The 20,979-nt window shown below is 68.9% G+C and carries 13 protein-coding genes; all 13 read left to right on the top strand.

The genetic code is table 11. The annotated features are described in order from the left end of the window. Positions 1-44: 44 nt before the first annotated feature. Positions 45-3,566: a DNA-directed RNA polymerase subunit beta gene (rpoB, locus tag ACSJJR_RS08750; protein WP_435942268.1), complete on the top strand. Its 3,522-nt coding sequence runs from the start codon at positions 45-47 to the stop codon at positions 3,564-3,566. Positions 3,567-3,706: 140 nt separating this feature from the next. Continuing rightward, positions 3,707-7,663, top strand: coding sequence for a DNA-directed RNA polymerase subunit beta' (locus ACSJJR_RS08745; protein WP_435942269.1), 3,957 nt, complete (start codon positions 3,707-3,709; stop codon positions 7,661-7,663). 538 nt (positions 7,664-8,201) lie between these two features. Continuing rightward, positions 8,202-8,576: a 30S ribosomal protein S12 gene (rpsL, locus tag ACSJJR_RS08740; protein WP_435942270.1), complete on the top strand. Its 375-nt coding sequence runs from the start codon at positions 8,202-8,204 to the stop codon at positions 8,574-8,576. Beyond that, positions 8,576-9,046 (top strand): 30S ribosomal protein S7, encoded by a 471-nt coding sequence (rpsG, locus tag ACSJJR_RS08735; protein WP_435942271.1) that lies wholly within the window; start codon positions 8,576-8,578, stop codon positions 9,044-9,046. Before rpsL ends, rpsG begins: the two co-directional genes overlap by 1 nt. An 81-nt stretch (positions 9,047-9,127) precedes the next feature. Further along, entirely contained in the window at positions 9,128-11,263 is a 2,136-nt protein-coding gene (gene fusA / locus ACSJJR_RS08730) for an elongation factor G (protein WP_435942272.1), read from the top strand. A gap of 190 nt (positions 11,264-11,453) precedes the next feature. Continuing rightward, entirely contained in the window at positions 11,454-12,644 is a 1,191-nt protein-coding gene (tuf, locus tag ACSJJR_RS08725; protein WP_435942273.1) for an elongation factor Tu, read from the top strand. 390 nt (positions 12,645-13,034) lie between these two features. Next, a complete protein-coding gene (locus ACSJJR_RS08720) occupies positions 13,035-16,088 on the top strand; it encodes a SpaA isopeptide-forming pilin-related protein (protein ID WP_435942274.1) in 3,054 nt (1,017 codons plus the stop codon). 111 nt (positions 16,089-16,199) lie between these two features. Beyond that, positions 16,200-17,663 carry a SpaH/EbpB family LPXTG-anchored major pilin gene (locus ACSJJR_RS08715; RefSeq protein WP_435942275.1) on the top strand — a complete coding sequence of 488 codons (1,464 nt, stop codon included), beginning with the start codon at positions 16,200-16,202 and terminating at the stop codon, positions 17,661-17,663. A gap of 121 nt (positions 17,664-17,784) precedes the next feature. Continuing rightward, a complete protein-coding gene (locus ACSJJR_RS08710; RefSeq protein ID WP_435942276.1) occupies positions 17,785-18,831 on the top strand; it encodes a class C sortase in 1,047 nt (348 codons plus the stop codon). Positions 18,832-19,024: 193 nt separating this feature from the next. Then, entirely contained in the window at positions 19,025-19,333 is a 309-nt protein-coding gene (gene rpsJ / locus ACSJJR_RS08705) for a 30S ribosomal protein S10 (RefSeq protein ID WP_005987219.1), read from the top strand. Positions 19,334-19,344: 11 nt separating this feature from the next. Next, positions 19,345-20,013, top strand: a complete 669-nt coding sequence (gene rplC, locus ACSJJR_RS08700; protein WP_435942277.1) for a 50S ribosomal protein L3 — start codon at positions 19,345-19,347, stop codon at positions 20,011-20,013. Between the two features lie 4 nt (positions 20,014-20,017). Further along, the gene (rplD, locus tag ACSJJR_RS08695) at positions 20,018-20,662 is read left to right on the top strand and encodes a 50S ribosomal protein L4 (RefSeq protein WP_435942278.1); all 645 of its coding nucleotides are present in this window, start codon (positions 20,018-20,020) and stop codon (positions 20,660-20,662) included. Next, a complete protein-coding gene (gene rplW, locus ACSJJR_RS08690) occupies positions 20,659-20,964 on the top strand; it encodes a 50S ribosomal protein L23 (RefSeq protein ID WP_435942279.1) in 306 nt (101 codons plus the stop codon). Before rplD ends, rplW begins: the two co-directional genes overlap by 4 nt. Positions 20,965-20,979: the final 15 nt, after the last annotated feature.

The raw sequence follows: 20,979 nt of genomic DNA, 5'->3' as shown, positions 1-20,979 counted from the left end.
CAGTGCACGCAGAGTGATCCCCGAGATGAGGGAAGGATCCCCCTTTGGCTGCCTCGCGCACCTCTGCACCTACCGCCGCTGACATCGCCGCGCGCACCGCGTCGCGTCGCATCAACTTCGCGAAGATCCCGGAGCCCATGCAGGCCCCGAACCTTCTCGCCCTGCAGACCGAGTCCTTCGACTGGCTCGTCGGCAACGAGAAGTGGCGCCAGCGCGTCAACGCCGCGAACGCCGAGCGACCCGGCTCCCTGCCTGACACCTCCGGTCTTGAGGAGATCTTCGACGAGATCTCCCCGATCGAGGACTTCGGCGAGACGATGGCCCTGTCCTTCCATGACCACCGCTTCGAGGATCCCAAGTACACGGCCGAGGAGTGCCAGGAGAAGGACCTCACCTACTCCGCGCCCCTGTACGTCGTCGCGGACTTCGAGAACTTCCAGACCGGTGAGATCAAGTCGCAGACGGTCTTCATGGGTGACTTCCCGCTCATGACTGACAAGGGCACCTTCATCGTCAACGGCTCCGAGCGCGTCGTCGTCTCCCAGCTGGTGCGCTCCCCGGGCGTCTACTTCGAGCGCGCCACCGAGAAGGCCACGGACAAGTACGTCTACAACGCCAAGTTCATCCCCTCGCGCGGCGCCTGGCTCGAGTTCGAGATCGACAAGAACGACCACGTCGCTGTGCGCGTGGACCGCAAGCGCAAGCAGGACATCACCGTCTTCCTCCTCGCCCTGGGCATGGACGAGGCGGAGATCCGCGAGGAGTTCAAGGCCTACCCCGTCCTGACCTCGGTGCTCGACGAGGACCGCAAGGTCACCACGCAGGACGAGGCCCTGCTCGACATCTACAAGAAGATCCGTCCCGGTGAGCCGCCGAGTGTCGAGGCCGGCCGCACCCTGCTGGAGAACTTCTACTTCAACCCCAAGCGCTACGACCTGGCCAAGGTGGGTCGCTACAAGATCAACAAGAAGCTCGGCCTGGCCGCCGAGCTGGCCGACTCCGTCCTGCGCATCGAGGACATCACCGCCGCCATCAAGTACCTCCTGGCGCTGCACGCCGGCGAGGCGGGCGTCGAGGGCGTCCAGGACGGGGAGGTCGTCGAGGTCGCCGTTGACTTCGACGACATCGACCACCTGGGCAACCGCCGTATCCGCGCCGTCGGCGAGCTCATCCAGTCGCAGGTGCGCACCGGCATGAGCCGTATGGAGCGTCAGGTGCGCGAGCGCATGACCACCCAGGACGTCGAGGCCATCACGCCCAACACCCTTATCAACATCCGCCCCGTGACCGCGGCCATCAAGGAGTTCTTCGGGACCTCCCAGCTGAGCCAGTTCATGGACCAGAACAACCCGCTGGCGGGCATGACGCACAAGCGCCGCCTGTCCGCGCTGGGCCCCGGCGGCCTGTCGCGTGAGCGTGCCTCCATGGACGTGCGCGACGTGCACACCTCCCACTACGGGCGCATGTGCCCCATCGAGTCCCCCGAGGGCCCCAACATCGGCCTCATCGGCTCGCTGGCCACCTTCGCCCGCATCAACCCCTTCGGCTTCGTCGAGACCCCCTACCGCGTGGTGCGCGACGGCGAGATCACCGACGAGACCCACTACCTGACGGCCGACGACGAGGACCGCCACGTCATCGCCCAGGCCAACGTCGAGCTCACCGAGGACGGGCGCCACTTTGCCGAGGACCGGGTCCTGTGCCGCGTCACCGGTGGTGAGCCCGCCCTGGTCGCCGCCGACGAGGTGGACCTCATGGACGTCTCCCCGCGCCAGATGGTGTCGGTGGGAACCTCCCTCATCCCCTTCCTCGAGCACGACGACGCCAACCGCGCCCTCATGGGTGCGAACATGCAGCGCCAGGCCGTGCCGCTCATCCGTCCCGACGCCCCGCTCGTGGGCACGGGCATGGAGCGGCGCACCGCCGTGGACGCCGGCGACGTCCTCGTGGCCACCAAGCCCGGTGTCGTCACCGAGGTCTGCGCGGACTTCGTGCGCGTGGCCAACGACGACGGCTCTGAGACGGTCTACAAGGTCGCCAAGTTCCGCCGCTCCAACCAGGGCAACTGCTACAACCAGCTCGTCGTGGCCAACGAGGGCGAGCACGTCGAGGCCGGCAGCGTCCTGGCCGACGGCCCCGCCACCGAGGGCGGCGACCTGGCGCTGGGCCAGAACCTCCTGGTCGCCTTCATGACCTGGGAGGGCCTGAACTACGAGGACGCCATCATCATCTCCCAGCGCGTCGTCGCCGAGGACCTGCTGACCTCGATCCACATCGAGGAGCACGAGGTGGACGCCCGCGACACCAAGCTCGGTGCCGAGGAGATCACCCGCGACATCCCCAACGTCGCCGAGGAGACCCTGGCCAACCTCGACGAGCGCGGCATCATCCGCATCGGCGCCGAGGTCCGCAGCGGCGACATCCTCGTCGGCAAGGTCACCCCCAAGGGGGAGACCGAGCTCACCAGCGAGGAGCGCCTGCTGCGCGCGATCTTCGGTGAGAAGGCCCGCGAGGTGCGCGACACCTCCCTGCGCGTGCCGCACGGCGAGTACGGCATCGTCACCGGCGTGCGCGAGTTCGACGCCTCCAGCGAGGACGCCGAGCTGCCCGCCGGCGTCAACCGGATGGTGCGCGTCTACATCGCCCAGCGCCGCAAGATCACCGTCGGTGACAAGCTCTCCGGCCGCCACGGCAACAAGGGCGTCATCTCCAAGATCAACCCGGTCGAGGACATGCCCTTCCTGGCTGACGGCACCCCGGTGGACGTCATCCTCAACCCGCTGGGCGTGCCCAGCCGCATGAACGTCGGCCAGGTCCTCGAGCTGCACCTGGGCTGGGTGGCCTCGCGCGGCTGGGACGCCACCGCCGCCCGCGAGGCCGGTGAGGTCTGGGCCCTGCGCCTGCCCGACAACGGCGTGAGCGCCGAGCCGCGCACGCCGGTCGCCACCCCCGTCTTCGACGGTGTGCGTGACGACGAGCTCATGGGCCTGCTGTCCTCCACGCTGCCCAGCCCCGAGGGCCTGCAGCTCGTCCAGGCCGACGGCAAGGCGCGCCTGTTCGACGGCCGCTCCGGCGAGCCCTTCCCGTACCCGATCTCGGTCGGCTACATGTACATCCTCAAGCTCCACCACCTGGTGGATGACAAGATCCACGCCCGCTCCACCGGCCCGTACTCCATGATCACCCAGCAGCCGCTGGGCGGTAAGGCGCAGTTCGGTGGCCAGCGCTTCGGTGAGATGGAGGTGTGGGCGATGGAGGCCTACGGCGCCGCCCACGCCCTCCAGGAGCTGCTCACCGTCAAGTCCGATGACGTCAACGGCCGCGTCAAGGTCTACGAGGCCATCGTCAAGGGCGAGGACATCCCCGAGCCCGGCATCCCCGAGTCCTTCAAGGTGCTCATGAAGGAGATGCAGTCGCTGTGCCTGAACGTCGAGGCGCTCGACCACGAGGGCAACGTCATCGCCCTGGACGACGCCGACGACGACGGCCGTCGCGCCTCTGAGGAGCTGGGCTTCGACCTGGGCCGCCGCCCGGGCGCCGCGGTCTCCACGGTTGACGAGATCTGAGCCCCACGGGACCCGGTGGAGGGGGCCGGCGCAGGCCGCCCCCTCCCGGGCCCCACGGGCCGCCGGCGACGTCGTGGAACAACGCCCCGGCCGCCCCACCAAGACACACACGATGAGCTGACACATCGGAATGAGGAACTGTGCTCGACGCTAACGTCTTCGATCGCATCCAGCTCGGTCTCGCCACCTCTGAGGACATCCGGTCCTGGTCCCACGGCGAGGTCAAGAAGCCCGAGACCATCAACTACCGCACCCTCAAGCCGGAGAAGGACGGGCTCTTCTGCGAGAAGATCTTCGGTCCCACCCGCGACTGGGAGTGCGCCTGCGGCAAGTACAAGCGCGTGCGCTACAAGGGCATCGTCTGCGAGCGCTGCGGCGTCGAGGTCACCCGCTCCAAGGTGCGCCGTGAGCGCATGGCCCACATCAAGCTGGCCGCGCCGGTCACCCACATCTGGTACTTCAAGGGCGTGCCCTCCCGCCTGGGCTACCTGCTCAACCTGGCGCCCAAGGACCTGGAGAAGGTCATCTACTTCGCCGCCTACATGGTGACCGAGGTGGACGAGGAGGGCCGCCGTGACGACCTTCCCTCGCTGCGCAACGAGCTGGAGGTCAAGAAGAAGAACGTCGAGCAGGCCGGACAGGCCGACGTCGAGGCGCGCCAGCGCCGCCTCGAGGAGGAGCTGGCCCAGCTCGAGGCCGAGGGCGCGGAGCAGGCCCAGCGTGACCGCCTGCGCAAGGTGGCCGAGCGTGAGATGGGTGCCCTGCGCCGCAAGAACGCCCGCACCCTGGAGCACATGGACCGCGTGTGGGACCGCTTCGTCGGGCTCAAGGTCGGTGACCTCGAGGGCGACGAGGTTCTGTACCGCGACATGGTCGCCGACTACGGCATCTACTTCAAGGGCGCCATGGGCGCCGAGGCGATCCAGGCGCGCCTGCGCACCTTCGACCTCGAGGCCGAGGCCGAGAGCCTGGCCGAGGTGGTCGCCAACGGCACCGGCCAGCGCAAGACCCGCGCCATCAAGCGCCTGAAGGTCATCAACGCCTTCCGCATCACGGGCACGGCCCCGGAGTCGATGGTCCTGGACAACATCCCGGTCATCCCGCCGGACCTGCGTCCCATGGTCCAGCTCGACGGTGGCCGCTTCGCCACGAGCGACCTCAACGACCTCTACCGCCGCGTCATCAACCGCAACAACCGCCTCAAGCGGCTCATGGACCTGGGCGCGCCGACGATCATCGTCAACAACGAGAAGCGCATGCTGCAGGACGCCGTGGACGCCCTGTTCGACAACGGCCGCCGCGGCCGGCCGGTGACCGGGGTCGGCAACCGCCCGCTCAAGTCCCTGTCCGACATGCTCAAGGGCAAGCAGGGTCGCTTCCGTCAGAACCTGCTGGGCAAGCGCGTGGACTACTCGGGCCGCTCGGTCATCGTCGTCGGCCCCCAGCTCAAGCTGCACCAGTGCGGCCTGCCCAGCCAGATGGCTCTGGAGCTGTTCAAGCCCTTCGTCATGAAGCGCCTGGTCGAGCTCAAGGAGGCCCAGAACGTCAAGGCCGCCAAGCGCATGGTCGAGCGCGCCAACCCTAAGGTCTGGGACGTCCTGGCCGAGGTCATCCGCGAGCACCCGGTGCTGCTCAACCGCGCCCCCACGCTGCACCGCCTGGGCATCCAGGCCTTTGAGCCCCAGCTCATCGAGGGCAAGGCCATCCAGCTGCACCCCCTCGTGTGCGGCGCCTTCAACGCCGACTTCGACGGCGACCAGATGGCCGTCCACCTGCCGCTGGGCGCCGAGGCGCAGGCCGAGGCCCGCATCCTCATGCTCTCGAGCAACAACATCCTCAAGCCCTCGGACGGGCGCCCGGTGACCATGCCCAGCCAGGACATGATCATCGGCACCTACTACCTCACCCAGACGCCGGACCCGGCGGTGGCCGTCGAGGTGGACTCCGAGGGTCGTGAGGTCGTGCCGTCCTTCTCCTCCTTCGCGGAGGCGGTCATGGCGCACGACTTCGGCAAGCTGCACGTCAACGCCACCGTGGACATCCGCTTCGAGGAGGGCATCACCGCCCCCGAGGACTGGCAGGCCCCGGAGGGCTGGAGCGAGGGCGACCCCATCACCCTGCGCACCTCGCTGGGACGTGCCCTGTTCAACACGGCGCTGCCGGAGACCTTCCCCTACGTCAACTACGTCGTGGACAAGAAGAAGCTGGGCAACATCGTCAACACGCTGGCGGAGGGCTACCCGCGCGTGGACGTCGCGGCCTCCCTGGACGCCCTCAAGGCCAACGGCTTCTACTGGTCCACCTGGTCCGGTATCACGGTCGCCTACGCCGACGTCGTCTCCCCGCAGAGCAAGCCGGCCATCCTCGCCCGCTACGAGGCCGAGGCCCAGGAGATCGAGGACCAGTTCGAGCTCGGTGCCCTCACCGAGGAGGACCGCTACAAGTCCCTCATCGACATCTGGTCCAAGGCGACCAGTGAGGTCGCCGAGGCCATGCGCGAGAACTTCCCCGCACGCAACACCGTCTACCAGATGGTGGTCTCCGGCGCCCGCGGGAACTGGGACCAGATCCGCCAGCTGGCCGGCATGCGCGGCCTGGTGGCCGACCCCAAGCAGCGCCTCATCGAGCGGCCGATCAAGTCCAACTACCGCGAGGGCCTGAGCGTCCTGGAGTACTTCATCGCCACCCACGGCGCCCGCAAGGGCCTGGCGGACACGGCGCTGCGCACGGCGGACTCGGGCTACCTCACGCGTCGTCTGGTGGACGTCTCCCAGGACGTCATCGTCCGCGAGGAGGACTGTGGCACCCGCAAGGGCCTGACCAAGCGCATCTTCACCGCCAGGGTGGTTGACGGCGTCACCGTCAAGGAGCCCAGCGAGATCCTGGGCACGACGGTCTACGGCACGACGCTCGCGCGCGACGTGGTCGATGCCGAGGGCAACGTCGTCATCGCGGCGGGCACGGACCTCGGTGACGCCGAGATCACGGCCGCCATCGAGGCGGGTGTCGAGGAGATCACGGTGCGCTCTGTGCTCACCTGCGACTCCGCCGTGGGCACCTGCGCCGCCTGCTACGGCCGCTCGCTGGCCACCGGCAAGCGGGTGGACATCGGTGAGGCCGTGGGCATCATCGCGGCCCAGTCCATCGGTGAGCCGGGCACGCAGCTGACGATGCGTACCTTCCACACGGGTGGTGCGGCCGGCGCGGCGGACATCACCCAGGGTCTGCCGCGTGTGCAGGAGCTCTTCGAGGCCCGCACCCCCAAGGGCGAGGCCGCTGTGGCCGAGGCCGCGGGCCGGCTCAAGACCGAGGACGACGCCGACGGCAAGCGCCTGGTCATCACCCGTGACGACGGCGAGGAGGACCTGGTGGTCCCGGTCTCGCGGCGCCAGCGCCTGCTGGTGACCGACGGCGACCACGTGGAGCCGGGCGACGCCCTCACCGAGGGCCCGATCGACCCCAAGAAGGTCCTGCGCCTGCGTAGCGTGGGCGCCACCCAGCGCCACCTGGTGGAGGAGGTGCAGGAGGTCTACCGCTCCCAGGGCGTGGACATCCACTCCAAGCACATTGAGGTCATCGTGCGCCAGATGCTGCGCCGCGTCACCGTGCTGGAGTCGGGCGACACGATGCTGCTGCAGGGCGACCTCGTGGACGTCATGACCTTCCGTGCGGAGAACCGCCGGGTCATGGCCGAGGGCGGTAAGACGGCCTCGGGCCGCACCGAGCTCATGGGCATCACCAAGGCCTCGCTGGCCACCGACTCGTGGCTGAGCGCCGCCTCCTTCCAGGAGACGACGCGCGTGCTCACCGAGGCCGCGATGAACGGCAAGTCGGACCCGCTGCTGGGCCTGAAGGAGAACGTCATCCTCGGCAAGCTCATCCCTGCCGGCACGGGCCTGGCCCGCTACTCGGACATCGAGGTGGAGCCGACCGAGGAGGTCAAGCAGGAGGTCTTCTCCCGCACGGGCTTCTCCGGCGACGCGTACGGCGCGGGCGAGTCGGTCGCGCTGGACGACTACAACTTCGGCGGGGACTTCCGCACGAGCTTCTCCGACGACTTCCGTACCGGCTTCTCCAGCGAGGGCTACCAGTTCTGAGCAAGGCCCCACGAGGCTCTGCGAGGAGCCGCGAGGACGTCGAAGGCGGCCCGCCACCTAGCAGGTGGCGGGCCGCCTGCCGTGCACGGCACCGAGCCGCCGTCTCGCACCCCCTCCTCCAACTCATCGGTTTGCGCGCGAGCGTACGGCGTATTGCCGTACGCTCGCGCGCAAACCGATGAGTTCGACGGATGCAGGGTGGGGCGGCGGGGACGGGCGGCGGCATGTGACCCGACGTGTCGCATGACACGAGGGCGGTGGCCGTCTGCGCCTGGCGGGGGAGGGGGCCGCTCGGTATGTTTGTCCCCGGTGCCCGCGTGCGGGCCACCGTTCTCCATTCCGTTCCCAGCGGGAGGCGCCGCAGCGCCACCGTGACGCGGGTCTGCCGCGGTGGGAACCGACGGGCCCCACTCCGCGGGGCTCCGGGCGCAGCCCCTCGGGCGCGCACCGGCCTGGTCCCCGCGGCGCCGTGCGCGAGGACGAGGGCCGGCCGCAGGCAGCAGACCTGTCCGACGCACTTCTAGATGGAGAATCCGTAGTGCCTACCATTCAGCAGCTGGTCCGCAAGGGCCGCTCCTCGAAGCGCTCGTCGTCCAAGACGCCGGCGCTCAAGGCCAGCCCGCAGCGTCGTGGCGTGTGCACCCGCGTGTACACCACGACCCCGAAGAAGCCGAACTCTGCCCTGCGTAAGGTCGCCCGTGTGCGCCTGTCGTCCGGCATCGAGGTCACCGCCTACATCCCCGGCGAGGGCCACAACCTTCAGGAGCACTCGATCGTGCTCGTCCGCGGTGGTCGTGTGAAGGACCTCCCCGGTGTCCGCTACCACATCGTGCGCGGCGCCCTCGACACCCAGGGTGTCAAGGGCCGCCAGCAGGCACGCTCGAAGTACGGCGCCAAGAAGGAGAAGAAGTAATGCCTCGTAAGGGTCCCGCGCCCAAGCGCCCCCTGGCCGTTGACCCCGTCTACGGCTCGCCGGTCGTCACCCAGCTCGTCAACCGCGTCCTCCTGGACGGCAAGAAGTCCACCGCCGAGCGCATCGTCTACGGTGCCCTCGAGGGTGTGCGCTCCAAGACGGACCAGGACCCGGTCACCGTCCTCAAGCGCGCCCTGGACAACATCCGCCCCGCCCTCGAGGTCCGCTCCCGCCGCGTCGGCGGCGCGACCTACCAGGTCCCGGTCGAGGTCCGTCCCAACCGCGCCACCACGCTGGCCCTGCGCTGGCTCGTGGACTTCTCCCGCCAGCGCCGCGAGAACACGATGACCGAGCGTCTCATGAACGAGATCCTCGACGCCTCCAACGGTCTGGGCGCCGCTGTCAAGCGCCGCGAGGACATGCACCGCATGGCTGAGTCCAACAAGGCCTTCGCCCACTACCGCTGGTAACAGCAACACGTCGGTCGGGCTCCGCCCCCTGGCGGGCCCGGCCGACGCTGACTCTCCCCCCACTGAACGAAGGACTCTCACGTGGCACTTGACGTGCTGACTGACCTCAAGAAGGTCCGCAACATCGGCATCATGGCGCACATCGATGCCGGTAAGACCACTGTCTCCGAGCGCATCCTGTTCTACACCGGTATCAACTACAAGATCGGTGAGACCCACGACGGCGCCTCCACGATGGACTGGATGGAGCAGGAGCAGGAGCGTGGCATCACGATCACCTCCGCTGCGACCACCACCTTCTGGAAGGGCACGCAGATCAACCTCATCGACACCCCCGGCCACGTGGACTTCACGGTCGAGGTCGAGCGCTCCCTGCGTGTGCTCGACGGCGCCGTGGCGGTCTTCGACGGCAAGGAGGGCGTCGAGCCCCAGTCCGAGACCGTGTGGCGCCAGGCGGACAAGTACAACGTCCCGCGCATCTGCTACATCAACAAGATGGACAAGCTGGGCGCCAACTTCGACTTCTCCGTCCAGACGATCCGTGACCGCCTCCACGCCACGCCGATGGTCGTCAACTTCCCCATCGGGGCGGAGAGCGAGTTCTCCGGCGTGGTTGACGTCATCGAGATGCGCGCCGTGCGCTTCCCGGAGAAGGACGCCGACGGCAACGAGACCCGCGGCTCCGTCGTCGTGTACGAGGAGATCCCCGCCGAGCTCCAGGACCGCGCCGAGCAGCTGCGCGCCGAGCTCATGGAGACGGTCGCCGAGGCCGACGACGAGCTCATGGAGAAGTACCTCGAGGAGGGCGAGCTCACCGTCGAGGAGATCAAGCGCGGTGTCCGTGCGCTGACGATCTCCGGCTCCGCCTTCCCCGTCCTGGCCGGCTCCGCCTTCAAGAACAAGGGCATCCAGCCCGTTCTCGACGCGGTGATCGACTACCTGCCGTCCCCGCTGGACGTGCCGGCGGTCGAGGGCCACGCCCCCGGCGACGAGGAGACCGTCGTCGTGCGCGAGTCCGACGAGAACGGCCCCTTCTCCGGCCTGGCCTTCAAGGTGGCCACCCACCCGTTCTACGGCAAGCTCGTCTACGTGCGCGTCTACTCGGGCAAGGTGTCCTCCGGCGAGCAGGTCCTCAACGCCACCAAGGGCAAGAAGGAGCGCATCGGGAAGATGTTCCAGATGCACTCCAACAAGGAGAACCCGGTTGACGTGGCCCACGCCGGCCACATCTACGCCTTCATCGGCCTCAAGGACGTCACCACCGGTGACACCCTGTGCGCGCAGTCGGCGCCGGTCATCCTGGAGTCCATGACCTTCCCGGACCCGGTGATCCACGTGGCCATCGAGCCCAAGACCAAGGGCGACCAGGAGAAGCTGGGCGTCGCCATCCAGAAGCTCTCCGAGGAGGACCCGACCTTCACGGTCGAGCTCGACGAGGAGACCGGCCAGACCGTCATCGGCGGGATGGGCGAGCTGCACCTGGACGTCTTCGTGGACCGCATGCGCCGCGAGTTCAAGGTCGAGGCCAACGTCGGTAACCCGATGGTCGCCTACCGCGAGACCATCAAGCGCAAGGTCGACAAGGTTGACTACACGCACAAGAAGCAGACGGGTGGCTCCGGCCAGTTCGCCAAGGTGCAGATGTCCTTCGAGCCCCTCGAGGTCCAGGAGGCCGAGGAGGGCGAGGAGAAGAAGCACTACGAGTTCGTCAACGCCGTCACCGGCGGCCGCGTGCCGCGCGAGTACATCCCCAGCGTTGACGCCGGTGTCCAGGAGGCCATGCTCACGGGTGTCCTCGCGGGCTACCCGATGGTGGACGTCAAGGCGACGCTTATCGATGGCGGCTACCACGAGGTCGATTCCTCCGAGATGGCCTTCAAGATCGCCGGCTCCATGGCCTTCAAGGAGGGCGCGAAGAAGGCCAACCCGGTCCTCCTTGAGCCCGTCATGGCCGTCGAGGTGCGCACGCCCGAGGAGTACATGGGTGACGTCATCGGTGACCTCAACTCCCGCCGTGGCATGATCCAGTCGATGGAGGACGCCGTGGGCGTCAAGGTCATCAAGGCGGCCGTCCCGCTGTCGGAGATGTTCGGCTACGTCGGTGACCTGCGCTCCAAGACCCAGGGCCGCGCGGTCTACTCGATGTCCTTCGACTCCTACGCGGAGGTCCCGAAGAACGTGGCCGACGAGATCATCGCCAAGGCCAAGGGCGAGTGACCCCGTCAGTCTCCGGGGGCCGGACGCAGCCCGTCCGGTCCCCGGGAAGGTCGGCCGCAGAGCCTGTGCGCCGGCGCAACCAGTAATCTTTCCAACAACCCATCAGTAGAGATTCTCGACCCGGGCCCGGCTAGCATGTCGCTAGTCGATTCACGACGAAGAGAACTCCCCGAGTCCCAGGAGGACACAAGTGGCCAAGGCCAAGTTCGAGCGGACCAAGCCGCACGTCAACATCGGAACGATCGGTCACGTCGACCACGGCAAGACGACGCTGACCGCCGCGATCTCCAAGACGCTGCACGACCTGTACCCGGACCTCAACCCCTTCACGCCCTTCGACGAGATCGACAAGGCTCCTGAGGAGCGTCAGCGCGGTATCACGATCAACATCGCGCACGTCGAGTACGAGACCGAGAAGCGTCACTACGCGCACGTGGACGCCCCCGGCCACGCCGACTACATCAAGAACATGATCACCGGTGCCGCCCAGATGGATGGCGCCATCCTCGTGGTCGCCGCCACCGACGGCCCGATGGCCCAGACCCGCGAGCACGTCCTGCTCGCCCGCCAGGTCGGCGTCCCCACCCTGCTCGTCGCCCTCAACAAGTGCGACATGGTGGATGACGAGGAGCTGCTCGAGCTCGTGGAGATGGAGGTGCGCGAGCTGCTGTCCTCCCAGGAGTACGACGGCGACAACGCCCCCGTCATCCGCGTCTCCGCCTTCCAGGCCCTTGAGGGCGACCCCGAGTGGGCCGGCAAGATCAAGGAGCTCATGGACGCGGTCGACGAGTACATCCCGACCCCCGAGCGCGACATGGACAAGCCCTTCCTCATGCCCGTGGAGGACGTCTTCACGATCACCGGTCGTGGCACCGTCGTCACCGGTCGTGTCGAGCGCGGCAAGCTCCCGATCAACTCCGAGGTCGAGATCCTCGGTATCCGCGAGCCCCAGAAGACCACGGTCACGGGCATCGAGATGTTCCACAAGCAGATGGACGAGGCGTGGGCCGGCGAGAACTGTGGTCTGCTCCTGCGTGGCACCAAGCGTGAGGACGTCGAGCGCGGCCAGGTCGTCGTCAAGCCCGGCTCCATCACCCCGCACACGGACTTCGAGGGCCACGTCTACATCCTCACGAAGGACGAGGGCGGCCGCCACAACCCGTTCTACTCGAACTACCGTCCGCAGTTCTACTTCCGCACGACGGACGTCACCGGCGTCATCACCCTGCCTGAGGGCACCGAGATGGTGATGCCCGGTGACACCACCGAGATGACCGTCGAGCTCATCCAGCCCATCGCCATGGAGGAGGGCCTCGGCTTCGCCATCCGTGAGGGTGGCCGCACCGTGGGCTCCGGCCGCGTCACCAAGATCCTCAAGTGATCTGACGCAGCCGCTGCTGTGAGCGCAGGCTGCTGACCAAGGACGATCCCCCCGGCTCCTGACGGAGCCGGGGGGATCGTCCTGCCTGGTGCGGGCCCAGGGCGCCGGACCTGGGCCCGCACCAGGCACGTGTGGGACCGGCCGTGCCGCGGGCCGGTGTGGCGAGGGTGCCCGGTGTGGCGAGGGTGCCCGGTGTGGCGAGGGTGCCCGGTGTGGCGAGGGTGCCCGGTGTGGCGAGGGTACACAGCCCCATGAGATAAGGGTCACCTCAGACATTGGTGTTATCAAATCGTGTCATAGTTTTGGTCTGTGCCATGTCAGAAGACGTGTGACACTGGCGAGGTCATGCGCCGTCCCCGCCCTGAGCACCGTGTTCCCTGGAGGTCTCCCATGAGACGCCCGTCCCTCATGATGTCTGCCTGCCGAGAGGTGTCGGGCCGCAGGCGCCACGCGGCTGAGCGCCGCCCGCGCGCCGGCAGGGCCGTTCACGGGCTCGCGGCCTCACTCGCCCTGCTCATGACCTTGGGCACCGGTGGCTTCGCCCTGGCCGCAGCGCCCTTCGCCGCCGATCCCGTCGGCACTGACGCCGCGGCCGAGGCTGGCACCTGGGACGACGTGTCCGCGCCCGCGGCCGACGACGCCGCCACGGCGGGCGGCGGGGCGGCGGCTCCCGAGGCCGGCGCCGCGCTGACAGAGCCGGCGTCAGCCGGTGACGGCGAGGAGGCGCTCCCGGCCGAGGATGACGCCGCCACCTCAGTGGAGCCGTCCACGGACGCTGCCGAGACGCTTGACGCGGCCGAGCCCGGTGAGGCTGCCGAGCCCGGTGACGGGGCAGAGGCGACTGGCGAGGACGGGGTGGAGACGGTGTCGGCGCTGCGGGCGGCCCCGGAGCCTACCTCGTCGACGTCGGTCGTCGTCGTGCGCGTCGTCGGCACGAGGGGCGCGGACCGCAAGAAGCAGCCGCTGGCCGGCGTCCGGCTGACGGGCAGTCTCTCGTCCTCCTCCACCACCATGACCTGCACCTCGGACGCCGAGGGCCTGTGCTCCTTCACCGTGGACAAGACCGCCCTGTTCCAGGGCAACAGGAACAAACGCCTCACCATCACCTACACCGCGGGCGACGTCCCCGCGGGCTGGTACGCCAACACCGAGCTGGGGCTGCTCGACTCTGGCTCCAGCGCGACGCTCAGCACCTACAGTATGGTCTCTCCCAAGCTGCACGGCGGTCACACCTACACGAGCGACGCCGACCTCGGGTTCTTCGGCAGCGGCCTGGAGTGGACGACGGGAGGCTGGCAGGCCTCCGTGGTCAACCCGTCCATGCCGCAGAAGTGCGGGATCAAGGTTGCCCTCCTCATGGACCTGTCGAGCTCGGTGACGGCCGCTGACGTCACACAGGCCCAGGCCGCTGCCAACGGCTTCGTGGACGCGCTCAAGGGCACGCCCTCCTCCATCGGGGTCTACACCTTCGGCACCGTGGCACCCGCCACCGGCGTGACGAGCCTGGCGGCGACCTCCGTCTCCACCGAGGCCGGCGCCCAGACCGTCAAGAGCTCGATCGCGGCCTGGCGGCACCTGGATAATGAGGGCACGAACTGGGAGCAGGGCCTGTGGCAGCTGCAAGGCGAGGGCTACGACGTCGTCATGCTCCTGACCGACGGCAGCCCCACCTTCTACGGCCCCCGGTCCTCGAGTGGCGCCACCCCGTCGGGCCCGGGCGACGCCACCACCTTCGCGGTCATGGAGGAGGCCATCGCCTCTGCCAACACGCTCAAGACGCAGGGCACGACGCTCATCGCATTCGGCGTCGGCAGCGGCGTCAGCGGCACCGGCGCGGCTGCCAACCTCCGGGCGGTCTCCGGCCAGACCCCAGGATCGGACTACTTCCAGACCACCGACTACGCCGCCGCGGCGACACGGCTGACGAACCTCGCCTCGGGCGCCTGCCACCAGACGGTGACAGTCATCAAGCAGACCGTGCCCTACGACGGGTCCACGACCCCGACTGCGGCGGACGGCTGGACCTTCACGGCCGAGGCAGCGGGGAGTGTGACCTTCGCGGGTGGGGCCACCACCCTCACGGGTACCACCGGCCAGGGGACGCAGGCCGGCACCGGGGCCACCGAGTTCGCCTTCGACCTGCCCTCGGCCAGCGCCACCGGGACGATGACGATCACCGAGACCCAGAAGCCGGGCTACACCCTCGTCCAGCAAGGCGATGCCAACGCAGCCTGCTACCGCGTGTCCGACGACGGCACGCAGGAGGCCCTCACGGTGACCAACACCTCGGGTGGTGGCTTCACGATCCCCGTCTCCGCCCAGAACCGGGTCTCCTGCTATGTCATCAACCGCGAGCCGGCGCCCGAGGCCACGGTGACGGTGAGCAAGGTGTGGAAGGTGGACGGTCAGACGTACGAGGGCGGTGCCCCGGGCGGGCTCGGCATGTCCGCCGACCTGATGATCAACAGCGCCGCGGCCACCTGGGATGAGGCTGTCACAGGCCACCACGTGCAGGACACGCTCACCATCGGTGAGACGACGACGATCACCGACATGCCCGGCTGCCGGGTCACGGGCTCGACGCTCACCGGCACGGGCCTTGGCCAGCCCGTCACCCTCGACCCCACCACGCCGAAGGCGAGCGTGACACTGACGGCCGCGTCCAACAGCTACACGCTCACCAACACCGTCACCTGCACCCAGACGCTCAGCCTCGACAAGAAGGTGGACAACAGCGCCTCCACCTATGACTGGGCCACCCAGGCCACCGCCCAGGACTGGACGCTCAGCGCGGTGAGCGGCTCGACCACCCTGAGCGGCGCGGGGGCGGTTGCCGCGACCGAGGTCCCGGCGGGGGAGTACACCCTCAGCGAGTCGGCCGGGGCGGCGCTCGCCCTGCCGGCCGAGGCGTACCGGGCGGGGACGTGGCAGTGCGCCTACACCAACAACGCCAGAGGCACGGTCCCCGTGGTCAATGGCAAGGTCACGGTGCCGCGAGGGCGCTCGGTCCACTGCGAGGTGACGAACACGCTGGCGGCCTTCCCCATCAGCTGGACGAAGGTCGATGAGGGGGGAGCGGCCCTCGCCGGCGCCGAGTGGCAGATCAGCCGGGACGGCATGTCTGGCGCCACCGTCAACGTGCCCGCCTCCACCGACGGCCAGGCGCGCGTGGAGGGCCTGCCCATGGGCACCTACACCCTCACCGAGACCAAGGCCCCGGCCGGCTACACGCGCGCAGCCCCCATCACCTTCACCGTGGCCGAGGACGGCACCATCACGGGCCTGCCTCAGACGGTGACGAACACGAAGCGACCTGTCCCGTCCCTGCCCCTGACCGGTGGGCTCGGCACCGACATGCTGCTCGTGGGCGGCGGCCTCCTGGCCGTCGCGGCCCTCGCAGCCGAGGTCATGAGGAGGCGCCACCAGCAGATGACGTCTCAGTGACCGGCCGCCGCGGGACCGGGCCACGGCCCAGCGGCCCGTCTCACCAGTGCCATCCCCACCCTGTTCCATCACGACGCCCTCAGGGGCGACGCATATGAGAGGAATCCCGATATGACGACCAGCACACGGACCCTCGTGGGCCGCCTTGCCCTCGTGGCGGGCGCGCTCGCGCTCGGAGTCCTCGGGCTCGGCGCCCCAGCAGGGGCGATCACCGGCGGTCCCACAGGCAACATCGACGACTTCCATGACGGTGTGATCAACGTCCACAAGTACTCCAACCCCGGGGGCGCGCTCACGCCTGGAGACGGCACCGCGCAGACCGTGCCCGCGGGGGCCGTGCCGCTGAAGGGCGTCCCCTTCAACCTGTACCGCGTGACGGATGTTGACCTCGTCAACGGCAACGCGGGCTGGGACGTGGTGGAGGCCGTCTCCGGCGCTGCCCCCGTCGAGCCGCAGCTCGACAACGCCACCACCCCCAGTCAGGTGACCATCAACGGAACGGCGCACGACCTTGCGACGGCAGTCACTAAGGTGACGGACACCAACGGCCTCGCCGCCTTCGGCGGCCTGCACCCGGGTCTGTACGTCGTCACCGAGGGCGCTGACACCGGCGACAACCACATCGTGGCCAAGGCGAAGCCCTTCTTCGTCGTCCTGCCCATCAAGGACAAGGACCCCGACGGCAAGGTCGTGTGGGGCCACGCCGCCGACGTCTACCCCAAGAACGTCGTCTCCACACGGCCGGTCAAGACCGTGGACACGCCGCAGGCCACCGGCGGCGTCCTCACCTGGACCGTGACGCAGGCGGTCCCCACCTACGACGCCACCGCACCGCTGACGAGCTTCGTCCTCAAGGACGACCTGAGCAAGGCCGGCGAGGACAAGACCGGCACTGTCGCGAGCCTCACCCTCACCGTGAACGGCACGACCCTGGCCAAGGGCACCGACTACACCGTCGCCCTTGACGCAGTGGCGAAGGTCCTCACGGTCACCGTGACGGACCTGAGCAAGCTGCCCTCCGGCGCCACCGTGGTCGCCCAGTACACGACGGTCGGCCAGGTCGGTCCCTACAAGAACGAGGTCAAGACCTACATCAACGACCCGACGCACGAGGTCGGCACCGCCACCACGACGGGCTACCTCGGCCGGCTGGAGGTGAAGAAGGAGGACAAGGACACGGGCGACGCCCTGGACGGCGCCACCTTCAAGGTCTGTGACAACACCAATGGTGACGCCACCAAGGACTGCGCGGCGATCGCCACCCTGACCACGCAGTATGGCAGCGGGGCTCGCCTCGACGGTCTGCGCGTGCCCGGCAAGTACGCCCTCGTCGAGACCGCGGCGCCCGCCGGCTACGTCCTGGACGAGCAGGTGCGCACCTTCGAGTTCACCGGCGCCCAGAACACCGTGAGCGCCCTCACTGTCACCCTCAAGGTTGACAACACCAAGCGCAAGGTCCCGACCCTGCCAGTCACCGGCGCCGCCGGCCAGGTGCTCATGCTCGCCGGGGGCGCAGCCCTTGTCGCGGGCGGCGCCCTGCTCGTCGTCCGCAACCGCCGTCAGCCCAAGGACTGACGACCCACCCTTCCGGTACACCGGGACGTCGGCGGGGGAGGTCACCACCTCCCCCGCCGACCTCTGCCCAGACCATGACACGCGCTGACACCCAGCGCCCTCAGCCCCACAGGATCCCCGCGTGCGACCCCGCCCCCGACACCATGCGCGAGCCCACCTCCACCGCTGGCGCCCCAGCCTGGCCTCCCTCCTGCCCGCCCTGCTCGCCACCACCGGGATGCTCCTGCTCACCTACCCGGCGGCCGCCTCCTGGCTCAGCCAGTACAACCAGTCCCAGGTCATCGTCGGCTACGCGCAGGCCGTCACTGAGGCCAGCCCCGACGCCGCCACCCAGCTCGCCCAGGCCCACGCCTACAACGACGCCCTCGCCTCCGGCGCCGTGCTTGAGGCGGGCACCCACGTCCCCACCGGCAACGGCACCAGCACCGCCACGAGCCTCGGCTACCACGCCCTCCTCGACGTCAACGGCTCCGGCCTCATGGCGCGCCTGCGGATCCCCTCCATCGACCTCGACCTGCCCGTCTACCACGGCACCACCGACGCCACCCTCCTGCAGGGGCTCGGCCACCTGGAGGGCACCTCCCTGCCCGTCGGCGGCGAGGGCACCCGCGCCGTCATCACCGGCCACCGCGGCCTGGCCAGCGCCACCATGTTCACCCACCTCGACCAGGTCGAGCCCGGCGACACCTTCACCCTCGAGGTCCTCGGCGAGGTCCTCACCTACCGGGTCACCGGCACCAAGGTGGTCGAGCCCGAGCAGACCGAGGCCCTGCGGGCCGTCGAGGGCAAGGACCTCGTCACCCTCGTCACCTGCACCCCGCTGGGGATCAACAGCCACCGCATCCTCGTCACCGGCGAGCGGGTCCTGCCCACGCCCGCGCAGGACGTGGCCACGGCGGGCGCCGCACCCGACGTGCCCGGACGTCCCTGGTGGCTGCTGTGGCTCGCCGTCGGCCTGGGCCTCGTGGCCCTGTACGTCTGGCAGGCCGGGCGCGGCCCCGCCGAGCGCGGCCCGGCACCGCGACCGGGTGGCCCAGGCACCGCAGCGCGGCGGACGGCCACCGGACCGGGCGACACGCCCGAGCGCGTGGACCGGGTGGGCGGTCTCACAGGCGCAGAAGCCGACTCGGCCTCCCGCACCGGAGGCGGCGCTGATAGCGTTGCCTAGCCGGTGCGCGCCAGCGCTCCGGCCACCTCCCGGGGTAGCCCCGGGAACCAGTCTGACGGACCCGGTGACCACCGGGTTTCCGTGTGTCCAGACCGGTCCCTCATCCTCAACAGTGAGTGCGTGTGAGCAGGTCGCGTGAGCGACACGCCCGAGCGCGTGGACCGGTCGCCGAAAGCAAGAGAGGTTAGGCGCCATGGCGGGACAGAAGATCCGCATCCGGCTCAAGTCCTACGACCACGAGGTCATCGACAGCTCGGCGCGCAAGATCGTCGACGTCGTGACCCGCGCAGGTGCGACGGTCGTGGGCCCGGTGCCGCTGCCGACCGAGAAGAACGTGTTCTGCGTCATCCGGTCGCCCCACAAGTACAAGGACAGCCGTGAGCACTTCGAGATGCGCACGCACAAGCGGCTGATCGACATCATCGACCCGACCCCCAAGGCCGTCGACTCGCTTATGCGCCTCGACCTGCCCGCGGACGTCAACATCGAGATCAAGCTCTGAGGACTGAAGCCATGACTACGCTTAACCAGCCGGCTCCGGCCGCGCCTGCCAAGGCGCTGCTCGGCACCAAGCTCGGCATGACGCAGATCTGGGACGAGAACGGCATCATGCGTCCCGTCACCGTGGTCCGCGTCGACACCAACGTCGTGACCCAGGTCCGCAACGTCGAGACCGACGGCTACGAGGCCGTCCAGCTCGCCTTCGGTGAGATCGACGAGCGCAAGGTCACCAAGCCCCTCCAGGGCCACTTCGCCAAGGCCGGTGTCGCCCCGCGCCGCCACGTCGCCGAGATCCGCACCTCCCTCGCCTGCGAGTTCACCCCGGGCCAGGAGCTCACCGCCGACGTCTTCGAGGTCGGCCAGCTCGTGGACGTCCAGGGCACCTCCAAGGGCAAGGGCTTCGCGGGTGTGATGAAGCGCCACGGCTTCAAGGGCGTCTCTGCCTCGCACGGTGCGCACCGCAACCACCGCAAGCCCGGCTCCGTCGGCGCCTGCGCCACCCCGGGCCGCATCTTCAAGGGTCTGCGCATGGCCGGCCGCATGGGCCACGCGACCACCACCGTCCAGAACCTCAAGGTTCGCGGCGTGGACGCCGACAAGGGTGTCATCCTCGTCAACGGCGCCATCCCCGGCCCCAAGGGCTCGGTCGTCGTCGTCCGCACCGCGGTGAAGGGAGCCTGACACCATGGCTGACGTTCTCTCCGTTGACATCGTTGACTCCACGGGTCAGAAGACCGGCACGGCCGAGCTGCCCGCCGAGGTCTTCGACGTCGAGCTCAACATCCCCCTCATGCACCAGGTGGTCGTGGCCCAGCTCGCCGCGGCCCGCCAGGGCACCCACGCCACCAAGAACCGCGGTGCCGTCCGCGGCGGTGGCCGCAAGCCCTACCGCCAGAAGGGAACCGGCCGCGCCCGCCAGGGCTCGACCCGCGCCCCGCAGTTCGTCGGCGGTGGCGTCGTGCACGGCCCGCAGCCGCGCGACTACTCCCAGCGCACCCCCAAGAAGATGAAGGCCGCCGCCCTGCGCAGCGCCCTGTCTGACCGCGCCCGCAACGGCCGCCTCCACGTCATCACCGAGTTCCTGGCCTCCGAGACGCCCTCTACCAAGGGCGCCCTGTCCGGCCTGCGCAACCTCACGGACCGCAAGGCCCTCGTGGTGGTCGAGCGCACGGACACCCTGTCCGTCCTGAGCCTGCGCAACCTGCCCGACGTCCTCGTGACCTGGGCCGACCAGCTCAACACCTACGACGTTCTCGTCAACGACGACGTCGTCTTCACTGCCGCCGCCCTGGACACCTTCCTCGGCAAGGGCGAGGAGGAGTCCAAGTGAGCCTCGAGAAGAGCAAGAACCCCCGCGACGTCATCGTCGCGCCGGTCGTCTCCGAGAAGTCCTACGCCTGCATGGACCGTGGCCAGTACACGTTCCTCGTCGCGCCGGGCTCGAACAAGACCGAGATCAAGATGGCCGTCGAGTCCATCTTCGGCGTCAAGGTCGAGTCCGTGAACACCCAGAACCGCCCGGGCAAGGTCCGCCGGACCCGCACCGGCCTGGGCAGGACGAAGGCCACCAAGCGCGCGATCGTCACGCTGCGTGAGGGGACCATCGACATCTTTGGCGACGTGGCTGAGTGACACGGAAGGTAAAGA

This window comes from Actinomyces sp. W5033 (assembly GCF_051303165.1).
Note: the sequence above shows the minus strand (reverse complement) of the source record. Positions and strands in the feature narration are given on the sequence as shown.

Excerpts from the sequence above, each read along its gene's own strand:
- rpsJ (WP_005987219.1), top strand. The coding sequence starts at position 19,025 with ATGGCGGGACAGAAGATCCGCATCCGGCTCAAGTCCTACGACCACGAG.
- rplC (WP_435942277.1), top strand. The coding sequence starts at position 19,345 with ATGACTACGCTTAACCAGCCGGCTCCGGCCGCGCCTGCCAAGGCGCTG.
- rplD (WP_435942278.1), top strand. The coding sequence starts at position 20,018 with ATGGCTGACGTTCTCTCCGTTGACATCGTTGACTCCACGGGTCAGAAG.
- ACSJJR_RS08720 (WP_435942274.1), top strand. The coding sequence starts at position 13,035 with ATGAGACGCCCGTCCCTCATGATGTCTGCCTGCCGAGAGGTGTCGGGC.
- rpsG (WP_435942271.1), top strand. The coding sequence starts at position 8,576 with ATGCCTCGTAAGGGTCCCGCGCCCAAGCGCCCCCTGGCCGTTGACCCC.
- ACSJJR_RS08715 (WP_435942275.1), top strand. The coding sequence starts at position 16,200 with ATGACGACCAGCACACGGACCCTCGTGGGCCGCCTTGCCCTCGTGGCG.